The 22834-nt window shown below is 67.0% G+C and carries 18 protein-coding genes; 11 read left to right on the forward strand and 7 right to left on the reverse strand.

Annotated features, from left to right (window positions below; translation table 11 throughout):
* Nucleotides 1–10: 10 nt before the first annotated feature.
* The 3 genes from K3A84_RS00175 to K3A84_RS00185 are packed head-to-tail and all read right to left on the reverse strand — an operon-like array spanning nt 11 to nt 3488.
* Nucleotides 11–1369, reverse strand: a complete 1359-nt coding sequence (locus K3A84_RS00175; RefSeq protein WP_225007042.1) for an acetyl-CoA carboxylase biotin carboxylase subunit — start codon at nt 1367–1369, stop codon at nt 11–13.
* A 4-nt stretch (nt 1370–1373) separates the two neighbouring features.
* Nucleotides 1374–1889 (reverse strand): acetyl-CoA carboxylase biotin carboxyl carrier protein, encoded by a 516-nt coding sequence (locus K3A84_RS00180; protein ID WP_225007043.1) that lies wholly within the window; start codon nt 1887–1889, stop codon nt 1374–1376.
* A 30-nt stretch (nt 1890–1919) separates the two neighbouring features.
* On the reverse strand, nt 1920–3488 hold the full coding sequence (locus tag K3A84_RS00185; RefSeq protein ID WP_225007044.1) for a hypothetical protein: 1569 nt from the start codon (nt 3486–3488) through the stop codon (nt 1920–1922).
* Nucleotides 3489–3728: 240 nt separating this feature from the next.
* Here K3A84_RS00185 and K3A84_RS00190 point away from each other — a divergent pair, with 240 nt between their 5' ends.
* The 4 genes from K3A84_RS00190 (at nt 3729) to K3A84_RS00205 (ending at nt 8359) form a co-directional block, all read left to right on the forward strand.
* Nucleotides 3729–4460, forward strand: a complete 732-nt coding sequence (locus tag K3A84_RS00190; protein ID WP_225007045.1) for a helix-turn-helix transcriptional regulator — start codon at nt 3729–3731, stop codon at nt 4458–4460.
* Between the two features lie 81 nt (nt 4461–4541).
* Nucleotides 4542–5615, forward strand: coding sequence for a zinc-binding dehydrogenase (locus tag K3A84_RS00195; protein WP_225007046.1), 1074 nt, complete (start codon nt 4542–4544; stop codon nt 5613–5615).
* Between the two features lie 83 nt (nt 5616–5698).
* Nucleotides 5699–7957 (forward strand): TonB-dependent receptor, encoded by a 2259-nt coding sequence (locus K3A84_RS00200; RefSeq protein WP_225007047.1) that lies wholly within the window; start codon nt 5699–5701, stop codon nt 7955–7957.
* Nucleotides 7958–8134: 177 nt separating this feature from the next.
* Nucleotides 8135–8359 carry a hypothetical protein gene (locus tag K3A84_RS00205; protein ID WP_225007048.1) on the forward strand — a complete coding sequence of 75 codons (225 nt, stop codon included), beginning with the start codon at nt 8135–8137 and terminating at the stop codon, nt 8357–8359.
* Nucleotides 8360–8437: 78 nt separating this feature from the next.
* On the opposite strand, the gene K3A84_RS00210 is transcribed toward K3A84_RS00205, so the two are convergent.
* Together K3A84_RS00210 and K3A84_RS00215 are read right to left on the reverse strand one after the other, a co-directional pair.
* On the reverse strand, nt 8438–8857 hold the full coding sequence (locus tag K3A84_RS00210; RefSeq protein ID WP_225007049.1) for a hypothetical protein: 420 nt from the start codon (nt 8855–8857) through the stop codon (nt 8438–8440).
* On the reverse strand, nt 8854–9879 hold the full coding sequence (locus tag K3A84_RS00215) for a phosphotransferase family protein (protein WP_225007050.1): 1026 nt from the start codon (nt 9877–9879) through the stop codon (nt 8854–8856). Before K3A84_RS00215 ends, K3A84_RS00210 begins: the two co-directional genes overlap by 4 nt.
* 240 nt (nt 9880–10119) lie before the next feature.
* Between K3A84_RS00215 and K3A84_RS00220 the strand changes: the two genes are divergently transcribed.
* From K3A84_RS00220 to K3A84_RS00230, 3 genes are read left to right on the forward strand one after another with little or no spacing between them, the layout of a single operon-like run.
* Nucleotides 10120–13158: a TonB-dependent receptor plug domain-containing protein gene (locus tag K3A84_RS00220; protein ID WP_225007051.1), complete on the forward strand. Its 3039-nt coding sequence runs from the start codon at nt 10120–10122 to the stop codon at nt 13156–13158.
* 42 nt (nt 13159–13200) lie between these two features.
* Complete coding sequence (locus tag K3A84_RS00225) at nt 13201–14472, forward strand: NupC/NupG family nucleoside CNT transporter (RefSeq protein ID WP_225007052.1); 1272 nt, start codon at nt 13201–13203, stop codon at nt 14470–14472.
* Between the two features lie 15 nt (nt 14473–14487).
* Nucleotides 14488–15099: a CDP-alcohol phosphatidyltransferase family protein gene (locus K3A84_RS00230; protein WP_225007053.1), complete on the forward strand. Its 612-nt coding sequence runs from the start codon at nt 14488–14490 to the stop codon at nt 15097–15099.
* Here the strand turns inward: K3A84_RS00230 and K3A84_RS00235 are convergent.
* Nucleotides 15087–15836: a DUF1499 domain-containing protein gene (locus K3A84_RS00235; protein WP_225007054.1), complete on the reverse strand. Its 750-nt coding sequence runs from the start codon at nt 15834–15836 to the stop codon at nt 15087–15089. The two genes, K3A84_RS00230 and K3A84_RS00235, sit on opposite strands and share 13 nt — an antisense overlap.
* Nucleotides 15837–16058: 222 nt before the next feature.
* On the opposite strand from K3A84_RS00235, the gene K3A84_RS00240 reads away from it, so the two are divergent.
* From K3A84_RS00240 to K3A84_RS00255, 4 genes are read left to right on the forward strand one after another with little or no spacing between them, the layout of a single operon-like run.
* Nucleotides 16059–17258, forward strand: a complete 1200-nt coding sequence (locus tag K3A84_RS00240; RefSeq protein ID WP_225007055.1) for an FAD-dependent oxidoreductase — start codon at nt 16059–16061, stop codon at nt 17256–17258.
* Nucleotides 17246–17869 carry a sigma-70 family RNA polymerase sigma factor gene (locus K3A84_RS00245; RefSeq protein WP_225007056.1) on the forward strand — a complete coding sequence of 208 codons (624 nt, stop codon included), beginning with the start codon at nt 17246–17248 and terminating at the stop codon, nt 17867–17869. The genes K3A84_RS00240 and K3A84_RS00245 overlap by 13 nt, the downstream gene beginning before the upstream one ends.
* Entirely contained in the window at nt 17866–18075 is a 210-nt protein-coding gene (locus K3A84_RS00250; RefSeq protein ID WP_225007057.1) for an anti-sigma factor family protein, read from the forward strand. The genes K3A84_RS00245 and K3A84_RS00250 overlap by 4 nt, the downstream gene beginning before the upstream one ends.
* The gene (locus K3A84_RS00255) at nt 18072–20222 is read left to right on the forward strand and encodes an FAD-dependent oxidoreductase (protein ID WP_225007058.1); all 2151 of its coding nucleotides are present in this window, start codon (nt 18072–18074) and stop codon (nt 20220–20222) included. Before K3A84_RS00250 ends, K3A84_RS00255 begins: the two co-directional genes overlap by 4 nt.
* An 84-nt stretch (nt 20223–20306) precedes the next feature.
* Here the strand turns inward: K3A84_RS00255 and K3A84_RS00260 are convergent, their stop codons facing one another.
* On the reverse strand, nt 20307–22832 hold the full coding sequence (locus K3A84_RS00260; protein WP_225007059.1) for a DUF2309 domain-containing protein: 2526 nt from the start codon (nt 22830–22832) through the stop codon (nt 20307–20309).
* Nucleotides 22833–22834: the final 2 nt, after the last annotated feature.

The following is a 22834-nucleotide window of genomic DNA, read 5'->3' on the forward strand; positions in this document are numbered from 1 at the left end:
GTGTTCCGGCTTACTGGCCGAGGCTGGGCAGGAGGACCTGCTCGAGCCAGCGGGTGTGAATGGAATTGCTGCGGAAATCGGGGTGGGCAACGATCGCCCGGTGCAGGCCTATGGTGGTAGGCACGCCCTCCACCACGAAGTCGGCCAGCGCGCGTTCGAGCCGCGCGATCGCGTCAGCCCGGTTTTCCCCGGTAACTATCAGCTTGCCGATCATGCTGTCGTAGTAGGGCGGGATCGTCGCGCCCTCGCTCATGTGCGTATCGAGCCGCACGTCGTCGCCCGCAGGCGGTGACCAGCGCGTGATCGTGCCGGGCGAGGGGATGAAACCGCGCTCCCAGTTCTCGGCATTGATGCGGCATTCGATGGCGTGGCCGGTGACGGCGATGTCGGACTGGTCGATGTCGAACGTCTCGCCGCCCGCGATGCGCAATTGCCAACCGACAAGGTCGTGCCCGCTGACCATCTCGCTCACCGGGTGTTCCACCTGGATGCGCGCGTTGACCTCGATGAAGTAGATTTCCTCGCGCTCGACGTCGAACAGGAACTCGGCGGTGGCCGCGCCCTTGTACTTGACGCTGGAGGCGAGTGCGACGGCGCTGGCGTGGAGCTGGCGGCGCAGGTGCTCAGGCATCGCGGCAGACGGCGCTTCCTCGATCAGCTTCTGGTAGCGGCGCTGGACCGAACAGTCGCGCTCGCCGAAATGCAGCACCTTGCCGGTGCCGTCGCCCATCAACTGGACTTCGACGTGGCGGGCGCGGGGTACGAAGCGTTCCATGAACAGCGTGCCATCGCCGAACGCGCTTTCCGCCTCGGCGCTGGCCTTCCCGAACCCGGCTTCGACATCGGCGCGGTTGTGCGCGATTACCATGCCGCGCCCGCCGCCCCCGGCAGAGGCCTTGAGCAGCACGGGATAACCGATTTCCTCGGCCACGCGCACGGCATCGGCGGCGCTGGCGATCTGGTCGCTGCCGGGCACGAGGGGCACGTTGGCGGCGCGGGCCATGCCGCGCGCCTGGATCTTGTCGCCCAACGCCTCGATCGTGTCGGCGTCCGGCCCGACGAAGGCAATGCCGTTCGCGGCGCACAGGCGCGGCAGGATCGGGCGTTCGGACAGGAAACCATAGCCCGGATGGAGGCCATCGCAGCCGGTTTCGCGCGCGGCATGGACCACCAGCTCGGCGTCGAGATAGCTCTTCGCGGCAGGGCCGGGGCCGAGCACAACCACGCGGGTTGCCGCGCGCGCTGCGGCGCTGTCGCGGTCGGCCTCGGACACACCGAGCACGGTTTCGATGCCCAGCTTCTGCGCCGCGCGGATCACCCGCAACGCGATTTCGCCCCGGTTGGCGACAAAGACACGGGTCAGCGCCATGGCCTCAGCCCACCGGCTCGAGCGCGAACAGAGGCGCGCCTTCGGCCACCATCTCGCCGTCCCTGGCGAGGATCTGCCGGATGACGCCCTTACTCGGCGCGCTGACGGCGGTGAACAGCTTCATCACTTCGACAAGGCACAGGTCGGTGCCCGCCTCGACCGTCTGGCCCAGCTCGACGAAGTTCGGCTCGCCCGGCTTGGGCGCGCGGTAGAACGTGCCGAGGTAGGGTGCGGTGACCACCACGTGGCCATCGGCCACCGCCGTCGATGCAGCGGGTGCAGGTGTTGCCGCAGTCGCTGGGGCGGGGGGCGCTGCCGAGGTGCTGGCCTTAGGCGCAGCAGGAGCCGCTGCAACTGGAGGCGCAGCCATGGACACGCGGCCCATGGCGAAATCGGCATCGGGATTGCGCGACAGGAACAGCTCGATGTCGGCCGTACGCAAGTGCATCTCGGTCAGGTCCGAAGCCTGAAACTGGCGGACGAGGGCTTCGAGATCCTCATCCTGTTGCGGATTGGTCATGCTTATATCCTTCCGTTCGGGGCGCATCGCTCAGGCCTTGCCGCGCAAGCCCTCGATCTGCTCTGGCGTCAGCCCCAAGCCCTTGCCCCTGAGATTGCGCGAAAGGCGCTGTTCCAGCCGGTAGAGCTGGTCGACGCGCGGATCGGCAGGGTTCCACTTGATCCAGGTGTCGTTGAGGCCCCGCAACTCGGGCGCCATCTGCGCCGGGCGGCATGCCTTGGCACGCGCGTTGTAGTCGGCCAGCGTCAGCACGCCTTCGCTAGTGGTGTAGCTGTCGAGCTTTCTGGCGTGTGTGGTGACGCCCGGCGCAATATCGTTGCCCATGCTGGCACCGTGGCCATCGCACACCGTGAAGGGGATATGGGTAATGTAGCGTGCGCTCTGGTTGTTGTGCTGCATCATCACATGAGAGGGCTGGTGCTGGCTGGGCAGGTCCACGAGGCCGACCATCTCGCCCAGGAAATCGCGCCCGAACTCGTCGTTGAGTAGCGGGCGGAAGCGATCCGCGCGCTCGTCGATCGTCATCCAGTCGTCGTGCTCATAGACCCCGGCGACGTGGGCGAAGTCCTTGATCAGCGAGAAATAGACGAGCGCGCCCGAATCCATCATCTCGTCGCGGCTCCACCCGGCCACGCGCTTCCACAGCGCCGCGATCGCCTCGCGCACCTTCTCAGTCAGATCCTCGAAGGTGGTCGCCAGTTCCTCGGCGCTGCCCATGCCGACCGGGATGTGGCCGTCGGACAGAACGTCGGAGGTGTAGAGGCCCACGCCTACCAGCTTGTCTGCGGTGAACTCGGGCTTGCTTTCGAAGCTGCCCCAGTCGTCCATGAGGTAGAAGTGGCAGTCCTTCACTTCCATGGTGACGGTCAGATTGTTGTACGGGATCTTGTCGCCCACGCCGTCGAGCCAGGGGTAATCGCCCTGCGCCAGATCAGTGAAGTCGCGGATGATCAGTTCGCGGTCCGCGTCGAGGCGATAGGGACCGGAATTGTTGAGCGTGCAGCGGCTTTCGCAGCTGATCATGAAGCCGTATTGCGACACGGCGGCGAGGAAGCCGTGCGCGGCCTTGTGCAGCCTGTCCCCGGCAACGCAGCGATGCGCGTCGGCGTGGAACACCTGCACCGTGCGTTCGGGCAGAAGCTGCACGCGTTGGCCGAATTCGCGGGCGTTGAGATGGCCGTCCTCGCGCTGTTGCGCCAGCTTGAAGCGGCGCCAGAAGTCGAGCACGTAGACCACGTCTTCCGCCGCATCCTCGGGGCGCAGCATCCCGAAGTTGATCAGCATCTCGCGGCCCAGCAGATAGAACGTGGGCAGGCCCCAGCCGGGCAGGTTGCCGAACTTGCCGCTCATCGACCGGGCGCGGTCGCCTATTTCTTCGGCAGGCACCGACGCCTCGATCTTCCGCAGCAAGGCTGGATAGCGATAGAAGCAGTTGAGGTAGCTCAGCAGCATGTACGCCGGGACGGGGAAGAGCTTCGATTCCTGAACCGTGCGCGTGACGCAGAGCCAATAGGTATCGTCGCCGATCGTCTGGATTGCGTTGTTGGCCTCAAGCACCTGGCGATAGGTTAGGTTGCCGCTTTTGCCGGTATCCTGCATCGTCTCTCTGCGCCTCTTGTTTGCCGGGCATTTCGGCATCGTTTCGTGCCATTGGCCTGCCTCGGATCTGGCCTGCCGGGGCGATCGTCGCAATTGACGGGTATCCGTTCAAGGCCGGTTTGCGGCGGCTGGAACACCTCTTCATCGTGTGATGAAATTGTTTGACGAAATGGATGCTGCGCGCGTATCAGATGCCCCTGTCGACCGCCCGGCCAAAACGGGGGCGCAAGGAGAGGGAAAATGCATTCGACCCGGGACATCGCCGGTTTCACCGATCAACTCGTTGCCGATTGCGGCCTCGATACAGCCTCGGTGTTCTTCGTCGACCAGAGCGGCGAGGCGCCGCGCGTGTCCTATGTCCACCACTTCGGCGTCAGCGGTGAAGCGCAGCACGTTTACGCCGAAAGGCGCGTGTTCGTGGCCGATCCCTTCGCCTGTTCCGCCAATGGAGAGACCCAGTTCATCCGCTGGGGTGATCCGCGCATCGATGCGCTGGCAGACGAATGTGGCGATTATCGCGCTTTCCTGGCCCAGCACGACATCGGCGTCGTCGGGGCGCTGTCGCGTCGCGTCACCTCGCGGTTGTCACTTATCGTCGGCACGCACCGCTATCGCAAGTCGCGCCATGCCGGCGACGTGCCGATGGTGCTGCTGGACGAGCGCCTGCGTCGCTTGTCCGACATGGTCGTCGGCCACCTCATGGAAGACCTGATGGCTCATTCAGCTGGGCAGATCGCGCTGCGCGCGGCGCTGCCCTGCGTGGGTTCGGTGGGTGACGCCGACGTGGCGCTGTCGCGCCGCGAAAGCCAGATCGCCGCACTGATCTGCGAAGGAAAGCAGAACAAGCAGGTCGCCTTCCAGCTCGCGATTTCCGAGTTTACGGTCGAGAACCACTTGCGCCGGATGTATCGCAAGCTCGGTATCCACAGCCGGGCGGCGCTTGTCGCCAAGTACGCGCGCCAGCTGCACTGATCGGCATTAGCGGAAACTGGTCCGTATCCGTCGCCGCGCTGCGGACTAGGCTCGCTCCCACAACAAGGATGGGAGCGGACGATGAAGGCGGCGGTGCTTAAAGCAGGCAAGTTGACGATCGAGGACGTTGCGGAGCCAAAGCCGCGCAGCGGTGAGATCGTGGTCAAGCCGCTGGCTTGCGGCATCTGCGGCAGCGACCTGCACGCCAAGGACCACGCCGACCACTTGTGCGATCTGCTCCACCGTGCGGGCTTCAAGGGCTTCATGGACCCGACCCGGCCGGTGATCATGGGGCACGAATTCTGCGCCGAAGTGCTGGAAAGCAGTGGCGGCCTGAAGGCGGGCGATCGCATCGTCTCGCCACCGTTCCTCAACGGACCGGAAGGCATCGTGCTGCTCGGCTATTCCAATTCCTATCCGGGGGCATTTGCCGAACGGATGCTGGTGTCGCAGGCCGCGTGCCTGACCGTGCCCGATGACGTGCCGACCGAGATCGCCGCGCTGACCGAGCCTTTGGCCGTGGCGGTCCACGCCGTCGCTGAATCCGGGGCCGGTGCCGACACGGCCTGTGCGGTGTTCGGGTGCGGGCCGGTGGGGCTGTTCGTCATTTCACGCCTCAAGGCACTAGGCTTAGGCCCCGTGCTGGCGGTCGAGCCCAACCCGGCGCGGGCGCAGATGGCCGAGGCGATGGGGGCCGATGCCGTGGCCGATCCGACGCAGGGCGGTACGGGTGACTGGTGGAACGCGCTGGGCCTGCCGCAAGGGCTGTCCGCCGCGATGGCGGTCGATCCGGCGATGCGCCGCCGCAGTCGTGCGGTGCTGTTCGAATGCGTGGGCAAGCCTGGGATGCTGATGGCGCTGGCGCAGCAGGCGCCAGTCGGCGCGACGATCGTGGTGGTGGGCACCTGCATGGAGCTGGATGGGCTGGAACCGGCCTTCCTGATCCAGAAGGGCCTGAGCCTGCGTTTTGTCTTCGCCTACTCCGACGCCGAATTCGCCGATGCCTTCGCCATGATCCGCGCCAACCCCGAACGGCTCGCGCCGCTGGTGACCACGCGAGTCGATCTGGCGGGCATCGACAGCGCCTTTGCCGCGCTCACCGGCGGGACCGGCGCGATCAAGGCGCTCGTCAAGCCGACCGGCCTTTCGAATTGACGGATAGGCGTCACTGCCACCGCGCGGGGCGCCGCGATAATCAGACCACACTGGGACCATATAAAGTCCGGGAGGGGAATATCATGAGAACGAACCAGACTACCCGCCGCCTGCTGGCGTCGCTGGCGTTGACCACCGCGCTCGCCGCGCCGGGCGTCGCCTTCGCGCAGGCCGATGCTGCAGCCGCTGCGCCGAATGGCGAAATCATCGTTACTGCGCAGCGCCGCGCGGAATCGATCCTCAAGGTGCCGGTCGCCGTGACCGCGATGTCGCAGGACGACCTGACCAAGCGCGGCATCACCAACACCGCGCAGATGACGGGCATGGTGCCCTCGCTCCAGGTCAACAGCCCCTACGGCGACAGCCAGCCGAACTTCACCATCCGCGGCATCGGCGTGGCCAACGAGCACAACCCGAACCAGGCCTCGCCGGTCGGCATCTACTTCGACGATGCCTATATCGCGGCGCGCGCGGTGCATGGCCTGCAACTGTTCGACCTTGAACGCGTCGAAGTGCTGCGCGGGCCGCAGGGCACGCTTTACGGTCGCAACACCACGGGCGGCGCGATCAACTTCCTGTCGAAGAAACCTTCGCTTTCGGGCATGGGCGGCAACTTCCAGGTCGGTTACGCGAACTACAACACCTTCACCGCCTCGGGCGCGCTGGACACCACGCTGGCCGAAGGCAAGGCGGGCCTGCGCGTCTCGTTCAACTATGGCCACGGCGATGGCTACATCAAGAACATCGCGCAGGGGGAACCCGACGCCAACTCGACCGACTTCTTCTCAGCCCGCGCGATCCTGCTGCTGAAGCCTACCGACGATCTGACGGTGACGCTGAAGGGCACCTACGGGCGGTCTAACCCCACACAGGCGGGCGTGTTCAACCTCGGCACGGGCGAGAACGACCGCAACCCGGTGCTCGACACCGGCCGCAACGAGAAGGGCATGACCTTCTTCGAAACCGACAGTAAGCGTCTGGGGCACAGCTATGTCCGCGCCGAGGGCGTCGAGTTGACGGTGAAGTACGACCTGAGCGACACCCTGTCGCTGACTTCGTTGACATCTTACGACCATGCGCAGCAGGAGTTCACGCAGGAAGGCACCGGCCTGACCTCGGCTGTGCTGACCCAGCCGCTCGACACCCTCTACGGCAACCGTTTCAAGATGTTCAACCAGGAAGTCCGCCTGACTTACGCGCAGGGTGACACGAACATTCAGGCCGGCGGATACTACGGTTACGACAAGGATGCATCGAATTCGTACTACTGGCTGTTTGATGGCGCAGCCATGATCCACCAGTTCTACGACCAGATCCGCAAGTCCAGCGCGGTGTTCGCGCAGGCCGACCAGAAGTTCAACAGCCACTTCGGCGCGACGCTGGGCCTGCGTTACACTTGGGACCGTTCGAGCTACCAGAACTATGCATCGTCCATCGCACCGTCGGCAGGTTACACGGGTGATCGTAGCACTGACATCTTCCCGATCGACACCAGCTTCTACATCCATGGCAGCTACGATGCGGCCAGTGGCAAGGTGGTGTCCGGCCCGACGATCCCGCTGCGCTCGAGCGCGCTGACCGGGCGTCTGGCGCTCAACTACACCTTCGACAATGGCCAGATGCTCTATGCCAGCTACAGCCGAGGCTATCGCAGCGCGGCCTATTGCGGCCAGTGCTTCAGCGCGCCGATTAACACGACCAAGCCCGAAAAGGTCGACGCCTATGAAGTGGGCGCCAAGGGCCGCTTCATCGACAACATGCTGACCCTGTCGGTTTCGGCCTTCCTGATGAAGTACCGCAACCAGCAGATCAATGAGACCGATGGCGCGCAGACGCTGCTGGCGAACGTCGACAAGTCTAAGATCAAGGGTATCGAGTTCGAAGCCTCGCTCGCGCCATCGAGCACCTTCCGCATCAGCGCCAACGGTTCGTTCCTCGATGCCAAGTACCAGAAGGCTCAGCTGCTGTTCGGCAGCATCGCCGGTCAGCGCGTGCCCTATGCACCGCGCTTCCAGGCTTCGGGCAAGATCGACTGGGAACTGGCCAAGTATGGCGACGGGGCGTTCAACTTCACGCCTTCGGTCGTCTATTCCAGCCTGTCGTACTTCACTCCGTACAACAAGCTGAATGGCAATGGCCGCCTGAAGCAAGGCCCGAATGCCAAGGTCAACGCTCAGCTCAGCTACGATACCGACAAGTACACGGTGCGCCTGTGGGTGAACAACCTGTTCAACCGCAAGACCTTCGCCGACGGCTTGGACCTGCGTGGCGCGTTCGGTTACGACTACCTCGTCGCTGCGCCGCCGCGCCAGTTCGGCGGTTCGTTCGCCTATCGCTTCTGACCGATAGGGGCGGTCGGTTCGCAAGGGCGTCGGTGGGCAACCACCGGCGCCCTTCGTGCATGTATGGGGGCAGTCCCGTCTGCGCTAACGAACCCGATGAGTTGAGCATGGCGCGCGGTCGCCTTAGTTCAGGGAATACCGGCAGGAGCCGGTGGGGGTACGAGGTGGGAGAGCACGATGTTGCAGCACGCGCACATTGCAGGCACCAAGTTCGAGATCCGTGGCCGCGATGGCGCATGGAAGCGGACCTTGGTCGTCATGACCAATCTCTCGCTCGATCCAGAAAGTAGAGATTACCGGCCTGACGCAGAGGCCGAGTTACTGGACGCGATCACGGCTTACTGGAAAAGCTCGACCGGTGCGATCGACGCCGTGAACGTTCGGTCGACCCGCGATTATTGAAGGTGGAGCGGGCGGCCCCGCAACTAAAAACGCCGGAGATCCTTGCGGATCTCCGGCGCTTCGAGGGAGGCGAGAAACTCAGAAGTTGGCGGAGGTGATCCGGCGTTCGTTGACGGTGCGGGCGAGTTCGGCCCAGATCGCGTCGAGCAGGGCTTGCGCGGGCGCGCTAGCGTCGTCTTCTAGGCGGGCCATCAGGTCGGTGATCGCCCCGCGCAGGCGGTCGTTCTCGGCGGTGAGGGCGGAGACGCGCAGGTTCTCGTCATCGCCGCCAGGGGCAGGCGTGGCATAGAGCGCGGCGCCCTGATCGAGCAATGCGCGAAAGGCGCGGTTTTCGCGGACGAGGCGGGCAACCGCGCCGTCCCATTCGTCGGCCACCATGTCGAGCATGGCCGCGCCCATGGCGGCGACGTTGGCGCGAAAGCCGGTCAGTTCGGCCAGCAGGTCGGTGCGCAGGCGGTTGGCGAGTTCGGCCACCGCGAGAGAGACGTCGGGCTTCACAGCTTCCCCATCAGTTCGAGGGCGGCCTTGTCCTGCGCGTTGCGCAGCCACCAGGCGGCATAGGCGTGGATGATCTCGCGGCCTTGTCCGGTCGCCCAGACGTGGGTGCCCGCGTTCCAGATCGCTTGCGTCTTCACGCAGATGAACAATTCCCACCAAGCGAGGGCTTCCGGATCGGCCTTCATGCCGCTGCCTTCTTCCCACAGGCGGATCGCTTGCTCGCGCGTGGCGAGGCCGGAACGCAGGTCGTTCTTGCCGAAGCAGAAGGTGCGCGTGATCGACCAGGCGAGGTCTTCGAGCGGATCGCCGCAGTGCGCCATTTCCCAGTCGAGCACGGCCTTCAGGTCGCCCGCATCGTCATAGAGGAAGTTGCCCGCGCGGAAATCGCCGTGGACGAGGGCGAGCTTGGTTGCCACCGGATACCAGCGGCGCAGCTTGCGGATCGCGGCGCGGATGATCGGTTCGGGGCCGATGTCGTGCGCATCGAGCGAGGCGACCCAGTAGTCCAGTTCCTGCTGCGCGGTGTTCTCGCGCGTGGCGGGGCGGGTGAACGACAGGTCGAGGTCCTCCACCGGTACGGCGGCGAGCTTGCCCATCGTGGTCCACATCTGCTGCGCGATGTGCGGCAGCCGATCGGCCCACGCCGGGTCCTGAAACTGGTATTCGCTGTTGTGGTAGCCGCGCAGGTCTTCGGCGAGCGAGATCGCGCCGTCGAAATGGCTGGCATCTTCTTCCAGCAGGATCATGCGCGGCACGGGGATGCCGTGGCCGTAGATGGCGCGATAGGCTTCGTATTCGTGCCGACGGTCGCTGTCGACGTTCGAGGCGGGCGGATCGCGCCGCAGGATGACCTTCAGCGACTGTTCGCCTTCGGCATCGCTGGCATAGGCAAGATCGAAGCGGAAGGTTTCGCGCGAGGCGCCCATCGGCAGGCGGTGCAGCCCGGTGACGCGGATATCGCGCCAGTCCGGCATCTTGGCGGCAAGGTAGGTTTCCAATGCCGTTTCGGTCAGGTCGCGCATGGTATGCGGGTCTCGCCATCGTGTGGTTTGGCCGTGCATAATGGGCGCAGGGGCAGCGAAGGAAATTGACGGATAGTCGCTAGCGGGGAAACACTCCGGCAAGATCAATAGGGATTGCCGGGCGCTGTGCTGACGCATCCCTGCGTAGGTCGGCCTGTGTAAGATCTGGGCATCTGGAACGACAAAACCGGCGAAGATCCGCACGGCGATGCGGATAGGCCAGGAAAGTCAGGGGGAATCTTGCGCTACCAGTCCAAGTTCGTTTGCGCCGGTGCGGTTGGCGCACTGGCCATCGCGGCTGCCACGCCCGCGAACGCGCAGCAGGCGGGGCTGCAGATCGCGCTCGTCGATGGCCGGACCGGCGCGCCCGCCGCCGGGGTCGAGGTGCTGGTGGAAAACCCCGACATCGGCTTTGCGCGCACGTTGCGCAGCGATGTTCGCGGGCTGGTACGGCTGGAAGGCGTTTCCACCGCCGGGCGCTACCGCGTCCGTGCGGCAGGCACTGTCCCGGCCGATGGCGTCGATGTGGCATTGCGCGCCAATTTCACCAGCAGCGTCACCCTGCGCCTTCCCGAAGGCCATGCCACCGGCAGTGCGATCGTGGTTACCGGCCATCGCGCGGTCACCGGCATCAACGCCGTCAACGCGGAAGTTTCCGCCTCGCTCGACAGGTCCGAACTGGTTTCCCTGCCGATCGAAGGGCGCGACGTCGTCGGTGCGCTGGTGCGGCTGCCCAACGTGGTGCCATCCACCGGCTTCTTCGCGGAATCGCCGTCCATTTCGATCAACGGGGCCAATGGGCTGGACGCCAACTATCTGTTCGACGGGATGGACAACAACGAGAACTTCCTCGGCGGGATCAAGTTTCCCGTGCCGCTGGGATTCACCCGCAACGTCACCGTCCTCGCCAACTCCTACTCGGTGGCTTACGGTCGCACGGCGAACGGCGTCGTCAACTATACCTCGCCATCGGGCACCAACGACTATCACGGCGAAGTCTACGCGCTGGTGCGGCCGGGCCGGCCGCTCGATGCGTCCTCGCCCTATCCGCGCCGCGACCTGTCGGGCAACGCGGTGGGCGAAAGCTTCGAACGCTATCAGGCAGGCGGCAGCATCGGCGGGCCGATCGCGCGCGACCGCACGTTCTTTTACGCCAACCTGGAATATACCCGCGACCGCAACGTGCAGGTGGTCGATGCCCCGGCGCTGGGCGCGGTCGGTAACGTCACCGGTCACAACGAGGCCGTCCTCGGCTCGATCAGGATCGATCATCGCCTGGCCGAGGACTGGACGCTGGGCCTGCGCGCCAATGTGGGCCGCGTCACCATCGACCGGCCCGGCGGCAGCCTTGGCGGCGGCAATGCCACGTTCCCGTCGGCCGGTTCGGACCAGCAGCGGTTTTCGACGCTGGTTGCCGCGACGGCGAGCTATGCCGGGCAGGACTGGAGCTATGACGGGGCGGTCCAGTTCAGCCGCTTTCGCTGGGACTATGCGCGGCCCAAGGGCGCTGCCGGGGCGCAAGTCGCCATCCGCGACCCATCCGGGTTGACCGTGGGTGTGGTCGGGCATCCCGGCTACGTGTTCAACGATCTGGAGGAGACCTGGCAGACCACGCACCGCCTGCAGCGCAAGATCGGCGCGCACAAGCTGACGGTCGGGGCGGACCTCATCCATTCGGACTTCGCCCTGCTCGGCGGCGGCAATCCCGACGGGAACTATATGGTGGACCTGACCGACGCCCAGCTCGCCACGCTGGCGGGCAGCGGCAAGGGCCTTGGGCTGACCGCGCAGGACGTGCTCGCTCTCGATCCCGTGGTGGCCAACTATGCGGTGGAACTGCGCCCGCGCGCCTTCGGCACCGGGCAGACGCAGCTTGCCGCCTATGTCGAGGACGAATGGCAGATCGGCCCCCGGTTCACCGCCACGCTCGGCCTGCGCTGGGATTACGACAGCCTGACGGGCAAGGGCGGCAAGGGAGCCGATCTCGACAATTTCGCGCCTCGCCTGTCGCTCAATTATCGCCCGGATGCCCGCTCCACCGTCCGGTTCGGCGCAGGGGTCTTTACCGGCAAGCTGGCCTATTCGGTGATTTCGGATGCCCTGCAACGCAACACCACCGCCCCGGGCTTCCTGTCGCAACTGACCGCGCTTCAGGCCAAGGGGATCATTCCGGCGGGCACCGATCTGCAAAAGATCACGTTCGACGGCAATCTCGCCGTGTCCGCCCCCTGTGCCACGGCGGCGGCCTGTCCGGCGCCCGAACAGGTGCAGGCGCTGCGCGACAGCGCAACGCTGGGTGAAGCGCGCATTCTAAATCCCGATGGCTACAAAAGCCCGTGGAGCCTGCAATTGAGCGCAGGCTATCAGGTCCAGGCCACCAACACGCTGACCTTCAGCGCGGACGTGATCTACAGCCGCTCGCACAACCTCGTGCGGCTGCGCGACCTCAACGCGCCGTCACTGTTCACGCCCAACTTGGCCGCGCTGACCGATGCCAACATCGCGCTGCTCAAGGCGCAGCCGGACAATGCCGCGCGCTTTGCGCTGGCGCGCTCGCTGGGCCTCGTCCGCAGCCAGGCCGATGCCGATGCCACCCGCCCGGTCGCGCTGGTGGCCGGCGGCGCGCGCCAGATCACCGTGTCCGAGACGAGGGGGCAATCCGAATACAAGGCGCTGATCGTGCAGCTGAACAAGGCGCGGGGCGACGATTTCTACGCTTTCCGCATCAGCTACACGCTGTCCAAGCTCACCAACGACACCGACGATATCAACTTCCGCGCCGCCAATGCCAACGATTACAGCACCGAATGGGGACCGTCGGCCAATGATCGGCGCCACGTGATCTCTGCGGTGGGCTATCTCTATCCGGTGGACGGGTTGAGCCTTAGTATCGCGGGCCTGTTCCAGTCGGGCCAGCCGGTCAATCTGGTGCCCGATGCGCGCATCTTCGGCACGCAGGACTTGAACGGCGATGGCGCCTCGTTCGGAGAAAACTACGTCGGCAATTCGGACCGTTACCCCGGCAGCAAGCGCAATTCCGCGCGACTGCCATGGTCAGCCACGGTGGACGTGGGCTTGCGCTATGCCATCCCGGCCTTCGACGGGCGGCTTGAATTGAGCGCGGATGTGTTCAATCTGCTCAACGCCAACAACCGGTCCGGTTTCGCCAACGCAGCGACCACGTCCAACCAGGTGCAGTTCGGCGGGGGCGCGCCGTTCGTGCAACGCAATGCCGGCCCGCCGCGCCAGTTCCAGTTCGGGCTGGCCTGGAAGTTCTGAGGGCGAAGTTCTGACGGCGGCTTGAAGGGGGGAAGCGGCGAAATGGCGATCTTGCAACAGGCACAGGGGCTGATCGGCATCGCGCTGATCTTGGCTGTCGCCTGGGCGTTCTCGGAAAATCGCCGGGCTATGCCGGGCTGGCGCTGGATCGCGGGCGCGCTGGTGATGCAACTGGCGATTGCACTTGCCTTCGTGCGCGTGCCGCTGGTCTGGCGCGGGGTGGAGGCGATCAATCGCGGCGTCAGCGCCATCGAACAGGCGACGCTGGCCGGATCGAGCTACATGTTCGGCTATCTGGGCGGGGCGGAGCTGCCCTTCGTGCTCAAGCCGGGCGTGGCGCCGCCGATGGTCATCGCCTTCCAGGTCCTGCCGCTCATCATCGTGTTCTCGGCGCTGACCGCGCTGTTCTGGCACTGGGGCGTGCTGCGCTGGCTGGTCAACGGCCTCTCCTGGGTGCTGCGCCGCACATTGGGCGTGACCGGCGTGGTCGGGTTGAACGCGGGGGCCAACATCTTCCTCGGCGTGGTCGAAGCACCGCTGATCGTGCGGTCGTGGTGCGCCACGATGTCGCGGTCGGAACTGTTTGCGGTCATGGTGCTGTCGATGGCGAACATATCGGGGGCGCTGCTGGTGCTTTACGCAACCACGCTGGCGCCGATCCTGCCCGATGCGGTCGGCCACATGATCGTCGCCTCGTTCCTTTCCTTGCCCGCCGCCATCCTGATCGCGCGGATGATGGTGCCCGCGGGCGAGGGCGAAGCCGACAGCGACGCGGTCGAACCCGAAGTCCACTATGACGATACGATGGATGCGATCCTGCGCGGCACGACTGAAGGCGTCCAGCTTGTGCTGGCGGTGATCGGCACGATCATCGTGATCTTCGCGCTGGTCAACCTGACCGACCAGATCCTTGCCGCCGCCCCCTTGGTCGATGGTGCGCCGGTGACGCTGCGCCGCCTGTTCGGCTGGCTGTTCGCGCCGTTCATGTGGGCGATCGGCGTGCCCTGGGGAGAGGCGGGTGCGGCGGGCGCGCTGATGGGCACCAAGACGATCCTCAACGAATACGTCGCCTACCTGCAATTCGCGCAAGTTCCGCCGGGCACCTTCTCACCCCGCAGCGCGCTGATCGTCACCTATGCCCTGTGCAGCGTCGCCAATCTCGCCAGCGTCGGCCTGCTCGTCACCACGATCGGCACGCTCGCGCCTGCGCGGCGGCGTGAGGCGGCGCAACTGGGCATGAAGAGCTGGGTGGCGGGCAATCTCGCCTCGGGCATGTGCGGGGCGATCATCGGGCTGGTGACGTTCCCGGCATGAAGAAAGATTGACGCCATGTTCGATGCCCGGCTGCGCCCGCTGATCGATCCTCCGCTCAACCGCTTGGGACAGGCGCTGGCGGGGATGGGGGTGTCCGCCAACATGGTGACGCTGGCGGGCATGGTGCTGGGGCTGGGCGCGGGGGCGGCCATGGCATTCGGCCATTTCGGCCTCGGCCTGGCGCTGGTCATCGCCAACCGCCTGCTCGATGGCCTCGACGGAGCGATCGCGCGCGCCACGCGGCTGACCGACTGGGGCGGCTATTTCGACATCGTCGCCGATTTCGTGTTCTATGTTGCGGTGCCGGTAGGCTTTGCCCTGCAATCGCCCGACAACCTGCTGCCGGGCGTGCTGCTGATCGCCAGCTTCACGCTGACCGGCACCAGCTTCCTCGCCTTTGCCACCATCGCGGCCAAGCGCGGCCTTGAAACCAGCGCGCACGGACGCAAGAGCTTCTTCTACAACACCGGGCTTGCCGAAGGCGGCGAAACCATCGCCGCCTTCGTCGCCATGAGCCTGCTTCCGGCCCATTTCCCGCAGATCGCCTACGCCTATGCCGCGCTGTGCGGGGCGACGGTGGTGCAGCGCACCCTCGTCGCCCGCGCAACGTTCCGTCAGACGCCCTGAAGCTCCTTCAGAAACGCGCGGATGCGCTTGGCGTTCACGCCCATGTCGGACACGCCGACGCGGCTGACCGAGCGCACGTCGACCACGCTGGCCGCGCCGTTGTCGGCCGGGGTGACCCGCACCGCAATATCGTCGTGGAAGCGGATGAACGAGACCGAGGCCGTCGCCTCCAGCCTGCCCGCCGCCGGATCTTCCACCGCGATCTCCCAGCCCTGCGCCTTGGCGATCCGCGCGGCATCGGCGATCACTTGCGCAGGCGCGCGGGCGATCCGCACGGGCTTCAGGTCGCCATAGGCGGCGGCGTGGATACTGCGCCAGTTGTCCACCGTGCCGACACCGGTCAGGTTGTCCGCGCGCAGCGGCAGCTTGGTGAAGGCCGGCGGATTGGCAAGGTCGGTGGTGATGTCGTGGATCGCGGGCACGGTGCCCGACAAGGCCGGGCGCGTCACCATGAAGGCCACGAAGGGCAACGACAGAACCAGCGCCAGCACGGCGCGCCCGCGCGTCGGCGTGGGATGGCGGAGATTCAGCACCAGCCCGATCAGGCCGAGGACGAACGCCAGCAACGCCAGCAGCCCGCCGAACGCCAGCCCGCCAAAGCCCGCCAGCTTGGGTATGGCGTCATAACGGGCGAGCGTGACGCCCGCGGCGGCGATCGCCAGCCCGGCCACGGCCATCGCGCGCGCGCTGGTGCTGATACGCCGTGTCCATTTCGGATCGTTTGCATGTGTCGACATCGTTTCCCCTCCTGCTTGGCAGCGAACGTCGGCGCGACCGGCATCCACCGCACCCGCGCGACCCTCGTCGAAAGTCTTCGCTGCGCTTTGGTCGGCGGGCGTCGCGCATTCTTACACGTGGCTCGGCAATCTCCACCAAAACTTGCGGAGTCGAAAACGCTGTAAGGTTCTCGCCGATGGTGCGACCAAGCAGGCGAGGGATCGGGGGAAGAGGCAATCGCGATGAAGCCGGGGATGCAGGAGCACGGGACACGCGGCGCGCCTTCGCGGCGGGTGCGGCTGCTGCTTGTCGGCGGCGGGCATGCGCATCTGGGCGTGCTGGCAAGCTGGATCGCCCAGGCACCGCAGGGCCTCGAAACCTGCCTGATCACCAGCGACCGCCACGCCATCTATTCGGGGCTCGTGCCCGGCTGGATCGCGCGCCCCACCGATGGCGACCCGTTTCGCATCGATCTGGCCGCTCTGGCGACGCGTGCGGGTGTCCGGCTGATCCTGGCCTCGATCGTCGGGCTGGATGCCGATGCGCGCGAGGTCATGCTCGATGACGGTGCCCGCGTTCCGTTCGATCTGCTGTCGCTGGCGACGGGGGGCGAGGTGGATACCTCCAGCCTCGCGGCGCTCGGGCCCCGGCTGCTGCCGGTGCGTCCGATGCACGCTTTCGTGGAGCGTTGGCCCGGCGTTCGCGCCGCCGCCCGCGTCACCCCCGGCTACCGCGTCGTGGTGGTGGGCGGCGGAGCAGCCGGGGTCGAACTCGCGCTCGCGGCCCGGCAATCGCTCGCAGGCGGCGCATCGGCGCCGGTGATGTTGCTCTCCGACGATCCGGCACTGCTGCCCGGCCATGCGGCGCGGGCAGGGCGTCTGGCCCGCGCGCGGCTGAAGGCGGCGGGCGTGGAACTCATCACAGGCCATGCCGTCGGCGTGCCGGACGGCGTTCATCTGGCCGATGGGAGGATCGTGACGGCCGGATGCGTGATCACTGCGACGGGGCCTAGGCCGCCCCGCTGGCTGCGCACGTCCGGCCTCCAGCTTGACGTGCGCGGTTTCGTCGCGGTCGGACCGGACCTGCGCAGCGTGTCGCACGCGGGCATCTTCGCGGCGGGCGATATCGCGGGCCGCGTGGACAATGTGCTGGCGCACAACCTGTCGCGCTCGGGCGTCCATGCGGTGCGGGCAGGTCCTGTCCTTGCCGACAACCTGCGGCGGGTAGCCCGTGACCCTGGCGCACGCCTGCGTCATTACCGGCCGCGCTGCCACAGCCTCTACCTGATCTCGACCGCCGATCGCAGGGCGATCCTGTCGTGGGGCCGGCTCGTCCTCTCGGGCCGCTGGGTGCAGTGGATCAAGGACAGTATCGACCGGCGGTTCGTGGCCCGCCACGCCCGGCTTGGCCGCAGGGGGGAGGCTCCGGCGTGGACCCGCTGACAGCCATGGGCGAGCCGCAGCAGGCGGCTCTGGTCGTGATCGACGATGCGCTCCTGCGCGCGGTGCGCCCCGATCTGTTGCGCTTCGCCCGTCTCCAGCTCGGCAACGACGACGAAGCCGAGGACGCCGTTCAGGAAGCCATTGCGGGCGCGCTGCGCAACGCCCGCGGGTTCCGCGCCGAAGCGGCGCTGAAGACCTGGATGATCGCGATCCTCAAGAACAAGGTGGCCGACATCCTGCGCCATCGCCAGCGCGGTCCGGTCCCCGCCAGCCAGCTCGGCACCGGCACTGAGGACGAACCGCTGCCCGACCTGTTCAACCGCTTCGGCGTCTGGCGCAACGCGGCGCGCCCCGCCGCGTGGGAGGATCCCGAGGCCGATATCCACAGTCGCCAGTTCCTCAAGGTGTTCGACGCCTGCCTCAACTGCCTGCCGCCGCAGCAGGGCCGCGTGTTCCTGATGCGCGAGGTGGTCGATCTGGGCGTCGATGACATCTGCGCCGAACTCGGCCTGTCCACCGCCAACGTCTACGTCATCCTGCACCGCGCGCGCCTCGCCTTGCGCGAATGCATGGAAAAGAGCTGGTTTTCCCGAAAGGTGCAGACCTCATGAACTGCCACGACGCCACGTTTCTGCTTTCGCAGCGGCGCGAGCGCGCGCTGACGCGCCTCGAACGGCTACGGCTGAAGGTCCACGCGGTGATCTGCCCCGCCTGCGCGCGCTTCGGCGATCATGTCGACATGCTGGGCACCGCGGCCCGCAACTACGCCACTCTCGCGGACGACGATGCCGCCAACAGCCATGGGGCAGACCAATGAAGCGTATCGTGCTCCTCGCAGGCCTGGCGTTGGCCGTGGCCGCGTTCCTCCATTTCGACGTGGGCCACATGCTCACGCTCGCCAACCTCAAGGCGCAGCAGGGCGCGATCGAGGCCTATCGCGATGCCGCGCCGCTACAGGCGGCGGGCCTGTTCGTGCTGCTCTACGTCGCGCTGACCGCCATCTCTTTTCCGGGCGCGGCGATCCTGACGCTGGCGGCGGGCGCGATCTTCGGCCTCGGCGTGGGGCTGGCGCTGGCCTCGTTCGCCTCGACCATCGGGGCGACGCTGTCGTTCCTCAGCTCGCGCTATCTGTTCCGCGATGGCGTGCAGGGGCGCTTCGGCGAGCGGCTCAAGGCGCTCAATGCGGGGATCGAGCGCGACGGCGCGTTCTACCTCTTCTCGCTGCGGCTGGTGCCGATCTTCCCGTTCTTCATGATCAACCTGGCGATGGGCCTTACCCCCATCCGCGCCTGGACCTTCTTCTGGGTCAGCCAGGTCGGCATGCTGATGGGCACGGCGGTCTACGTGAACGCGGGCACGCGGCTGGCGGAGATTTCCAGCCTCAAGGACGTTGCCTCGCCCACGCTGCTTGCCTCTTTCGCCGCGCTGGGCCTGCTGCCATGGGCGGGCAAGGCGATCATGGGCATGATCAAGCGCCGCCGCGTCTATGCCCGCTTCACGCGCCCGCGCCGCTACGATCGCAACATGGTGGTGATCGGCGCGGGCGCGGCGGGCCTCGTCACCTCGATCATCGGCGCCACGGTCAAGGCCAGGGTGACGCTGGTCGAGGCGCACAAGATGGGCGGCGATTGCCTCAACTACGGCTGCGTGCCTAGCAAGGCGCTGATCAAGAGCGCGCGCGTGGCCGACCAGATCCGCCGTGCCGGGGCGTTCGGGCTTGCCGCCTCTGAACCGCACGTCGATTTTCGCGCGGTGATGGCGCGCGTGCGCAGTGTCATCACGGCGATCGAACCGCACGACAGCGTCGAGCGGTACACCGGCCTCGGCGTCGACGTGGTGGCGGGCTATGCGAAGATTGTGGATCCCTGGACGGTGGAAATCGCCCGCGTCGATGGCACCGTGCAACGCCTGACGACGCGCTCGATCGTCATTGCCGCCGGGGCCGAGCCGATTGTGCCGCCGCTGCCGGGGCTGGAGCAGTCGGGCTACCTGACCAGCGATACGCTGTGGGATGCCTTTGCGCAGCTGGACCGCGTGCCTGGGCGCGTGGTCGTGCTGGGGGGCGGGGCGATCGGCTGCGAACTGGCACAGGCGCTGGCGCGGCTCGGCGGCAAGGTCACGCAGGTCGAAATGGCCGACCGCGTGCTTGCCAGCGAGGATGACGACGTTTCCGCCCATGCCCGCGCCGCTCTCGAACACAGCGGCGTCGAGGTGCTGACCGACCACACCGCGCTGCGCATCGAGCCTGACGGGCTGGACAAGCGCATCGTCGTGGCAGGGCCGGAGGGCGAGCGCGCCATCGGCTTCGACGCCTTGATCGTCGCGGTTGGGCGCAAGGCGCGCCTGACGGGTTACGGGCTTGAAGACCTCGGAATCACGACCGACCGCACCGTCCTGACCGACGAATACCTCGCCACCGAATTTCCCAACATCTTCGCTGCGGGCGACGTGGCGGGGCCGTTCCAGTTCACCCACACCGCCTCGCACCAGGCATGGTATGCGGCGGTGAATGCGCTGTTCGGGCAGTTCCGCAAGTTCAAGGCCGACTACCGCGTGATCCCGCGCACCACCTATATCGATCCGGAAGTCGCGCGCGTCGGTCTCAACGAGCGCGAGGCGCAGGCGCAGGGCATTCCCCACGAGGTGACCACCTACCACCTCGATCACTTCGAGCGCGCGATCATGGAAGGGGCGACCACTGGCTTCGTCAAGGTGTTGAGCGTGCCGGGCAAGGACCGCATCCTCGGCGTCACCATCGTCGGCGAACACGCGGGCGAGCTGTTGGGTGAATACGTGCTGGCGATGAAGCACGGGCTGGGGCTCAAGAAGGTCATGGGCACGATCCACGCCTATCCCACGATGATCGAGGCCAACAAGTTCGCCGCCGGCGAATGGCGCCGCGCGCATGCGCCGCAGGGGCTGTTGGCCCTCGTCGAACGCTACCACACCTGGCGCAGGGGGTGACGCGCTCCGCTGCCGACTCCCGCCGAACCCCAAAGGCTCGGCGGGAGCGACGTGCAGGGCGAGCGCTACGGACCTTGCCCAGCCTCAGCAGACGCGGGGCACCCACCGGGCACGCTGCCAGTGGTGCGCGCGGTGCTTCCACGGGTCGATCACGACCAGGTTGATCCACCCGTTCTCGACCAGCTGGGACAGCCCGTCATGGGCAAAGACGATCTCTTCCACCCGGCGCAGCGGGCTCTGCACGAAGACTGTCAGGCGGCGCGGCACGTGGTAGGGCGTGCCATCGTCGCGGAACAGCGACTGGCGCGGCAGGCCAGTACACAAGTCGCCGCCCGCGCCCTGGACCACGCCGAAGCCGCCCACGACGTTCTGGGTGATCTTGTCGCCCGCCCCGAACACGGCATTGTCGATGGTCGAGAACAGGTACTGGCAGTTGATCCACTGCGCGACGACCATCGGCGCGGTCAGGATCGCGGTCAGCGCGCTGCCGTCCTTGTCCTGTTCCCAGTCGTAGCTGTGGAGGAAGGCCCCGCCTTCAAGGTCGAGCGCAGCGGTCAGCCTGCGCGGCCCGACGATGAAGGCGGCATTGCCCGAAAGGCCCCATTCCGGCCGAACCTCGCCCCAATGCGCCGCGCCGGTCAGCAGGTCGTCGGGCGCGCGGTCATGGCGCTGCGCGCGCTCTGCAAGCGCCTTGTGCCCGGCGATGGCCAGCGCCTCATCCAGCCGCGCAAGGTCCTCGCGGTGGCTGGCGGGGACCATGTGCCGGTCGAACACCGTCACCGCATCGCGCGTGGTGTCGTGCTGCGCTGCCAGGAACACCGTGTCGGGCGAAAGGGCCAGCCCTTGTTCCGCAAGACCTTCGCGCACCGCCGGATCATTGAGCATACCGGCCATCAGCCGCGCGTTCGGGCCACCGGGGTGCCCGCCACAGGCCCCGCAATCGAGGCTCGCGGCAAAGGCATTGTTGGTGGTGTGGCCGCCGTGGCCGACCAGCACGACCAGCCGCGCCGCCCGCGCAGGCAGGCCGGTCAGCGCGAACATCGACCGGGCGTAGCGGACCTTGTCGGCCAGCGGGATCGACGGTTCATCATCGTTCGAAGCGTGCGGGGCAAGCACCTCGTCTGGCTCGCCCAGCACCATGCGCGCCAGCCGGTCGGAAAGCCTTGGCGCCAGCGTGCGCGCCAGCAGCGCGACGGCGGCCAGCGGCCCTACCGCCTCGGCCGTGGCAAAGCCGGTGGCGCCGGACTTGGTGGCATCGAGCATGCTCTGCGCATCGTGGGCACAGGCCCGCCGCGCGACAATGCTGTCGGCTTGCGCCGTGCGGCCCGGCAGCGGGGCTTCGCAGACATGGTGCGCGGGCGACAGCAGCACCGGCAGCTGCTTGCGCGGTGCGGCCGACAGGATCGGCTGGATCGCCACCGGCAGTCCGAAGAAGCCGGCATAGCCGAAGGTCTCGAATGCACCTTGCGCCTCAATCGCGCGCCGCATCGGTTCGGAACGCACGTCGATGCAGAACACCAGCTGCGCATCGGGGCGGGCCGATGCCGGGGTGGCGGCAGCGCGCGAAGCACGTTCGAGCGCGGGGCCGGTCTGCGCGATCACGCTGGCTTCCGCAGCCTGTTGGAACAGCAGGCCGAGGCGACCTTCGTCCAGTCCTGCCACCAGCGCGAGGCGGCTGCGGGCCTCATCGCTCCACTGCGCGGCCGCGTCGGGGGACAGTTGGAAGTGGGCGAGCAGCGCCTGCGTCACCGCTTCGCCATCATGGGCCGGTGCCGGTGTGGCAACGGCGACGTCTTCGCCCGCGACATGGCTGGCAAGCGCGACGAGGGCGGCAAGGTCAGCCATTGTCGCCGGAGCCTTCGCGGTCTGCGCAGGCTCGGCATGGTCGGTCCGCCAGCGCACGTGCGCGGACCAGCCTGGCAGGCGCGTGAACAGCGCGCGCAGCTGGTCGAGCCGCCGGACCGGTGGCACCGCTTGCGCATCCAGCACTTCGGCCAGCAGGTCGAACGGATCGGCAGGCGCGGCGTCGAGCAGGGCAAGTCGGTCCCCCGTTGCCAGCGCGCGCAGAGCCGTATCGTTGCGCAGCAGGCCTGACAGGCAGCGCCACAGGCCGAACGAACGCCCCGCGAGCGGCGGCGCGGCGCGATCGAAGAACACCGCCAGCCAGCGCGCCAGGATCGCCATCGCGGGCGACAGCGGGGGCCGGGGCGCTACGTCGGTCGCCACCGGCAGGGTGGTCAGGCGCGCCAGCAGCAGGTCATAGGCGTTGAGGTCCGGCCCGAGCTGCGCGAAGGCCTGATCCAGCCCGCCGAGCGCTGCGACAGCCGTCTTGCGCAAGGCAACCTCATCGATCCGCCCTTCGGCCAGAAGCGCGCGCCACTGCGCCAGCGGCAGCGAGGTGCGCGCGCCGAACAAGCGGGCGGCCTGCTCCAGCGCGCTTTCGAAGGGCAGGTCTTCGAACCCCGACAGGGGGTTGACCGCGATCGCGCTGTCGAGCGGCCAGAGCGGCGCGACGGTCTGCGCGGCGAGTGCAAGCTGCGCTTCCAGCCCGGCGCGCGCAAGGCCGATGGATGAGAACGGGGACGGGGCTGCGGCGGTGATCGTCGACATGG

Origin of the sequence: Novosphingobium percolationis (assembly GCF_020179425.1) — a bacterium.
GTDB lineage: Bacteria > Pseudomonadota > Alphaproteobacteria > Sphingomonadales > Sphingomonadaceae > Novosphingobium > Novosphingobium percolationis.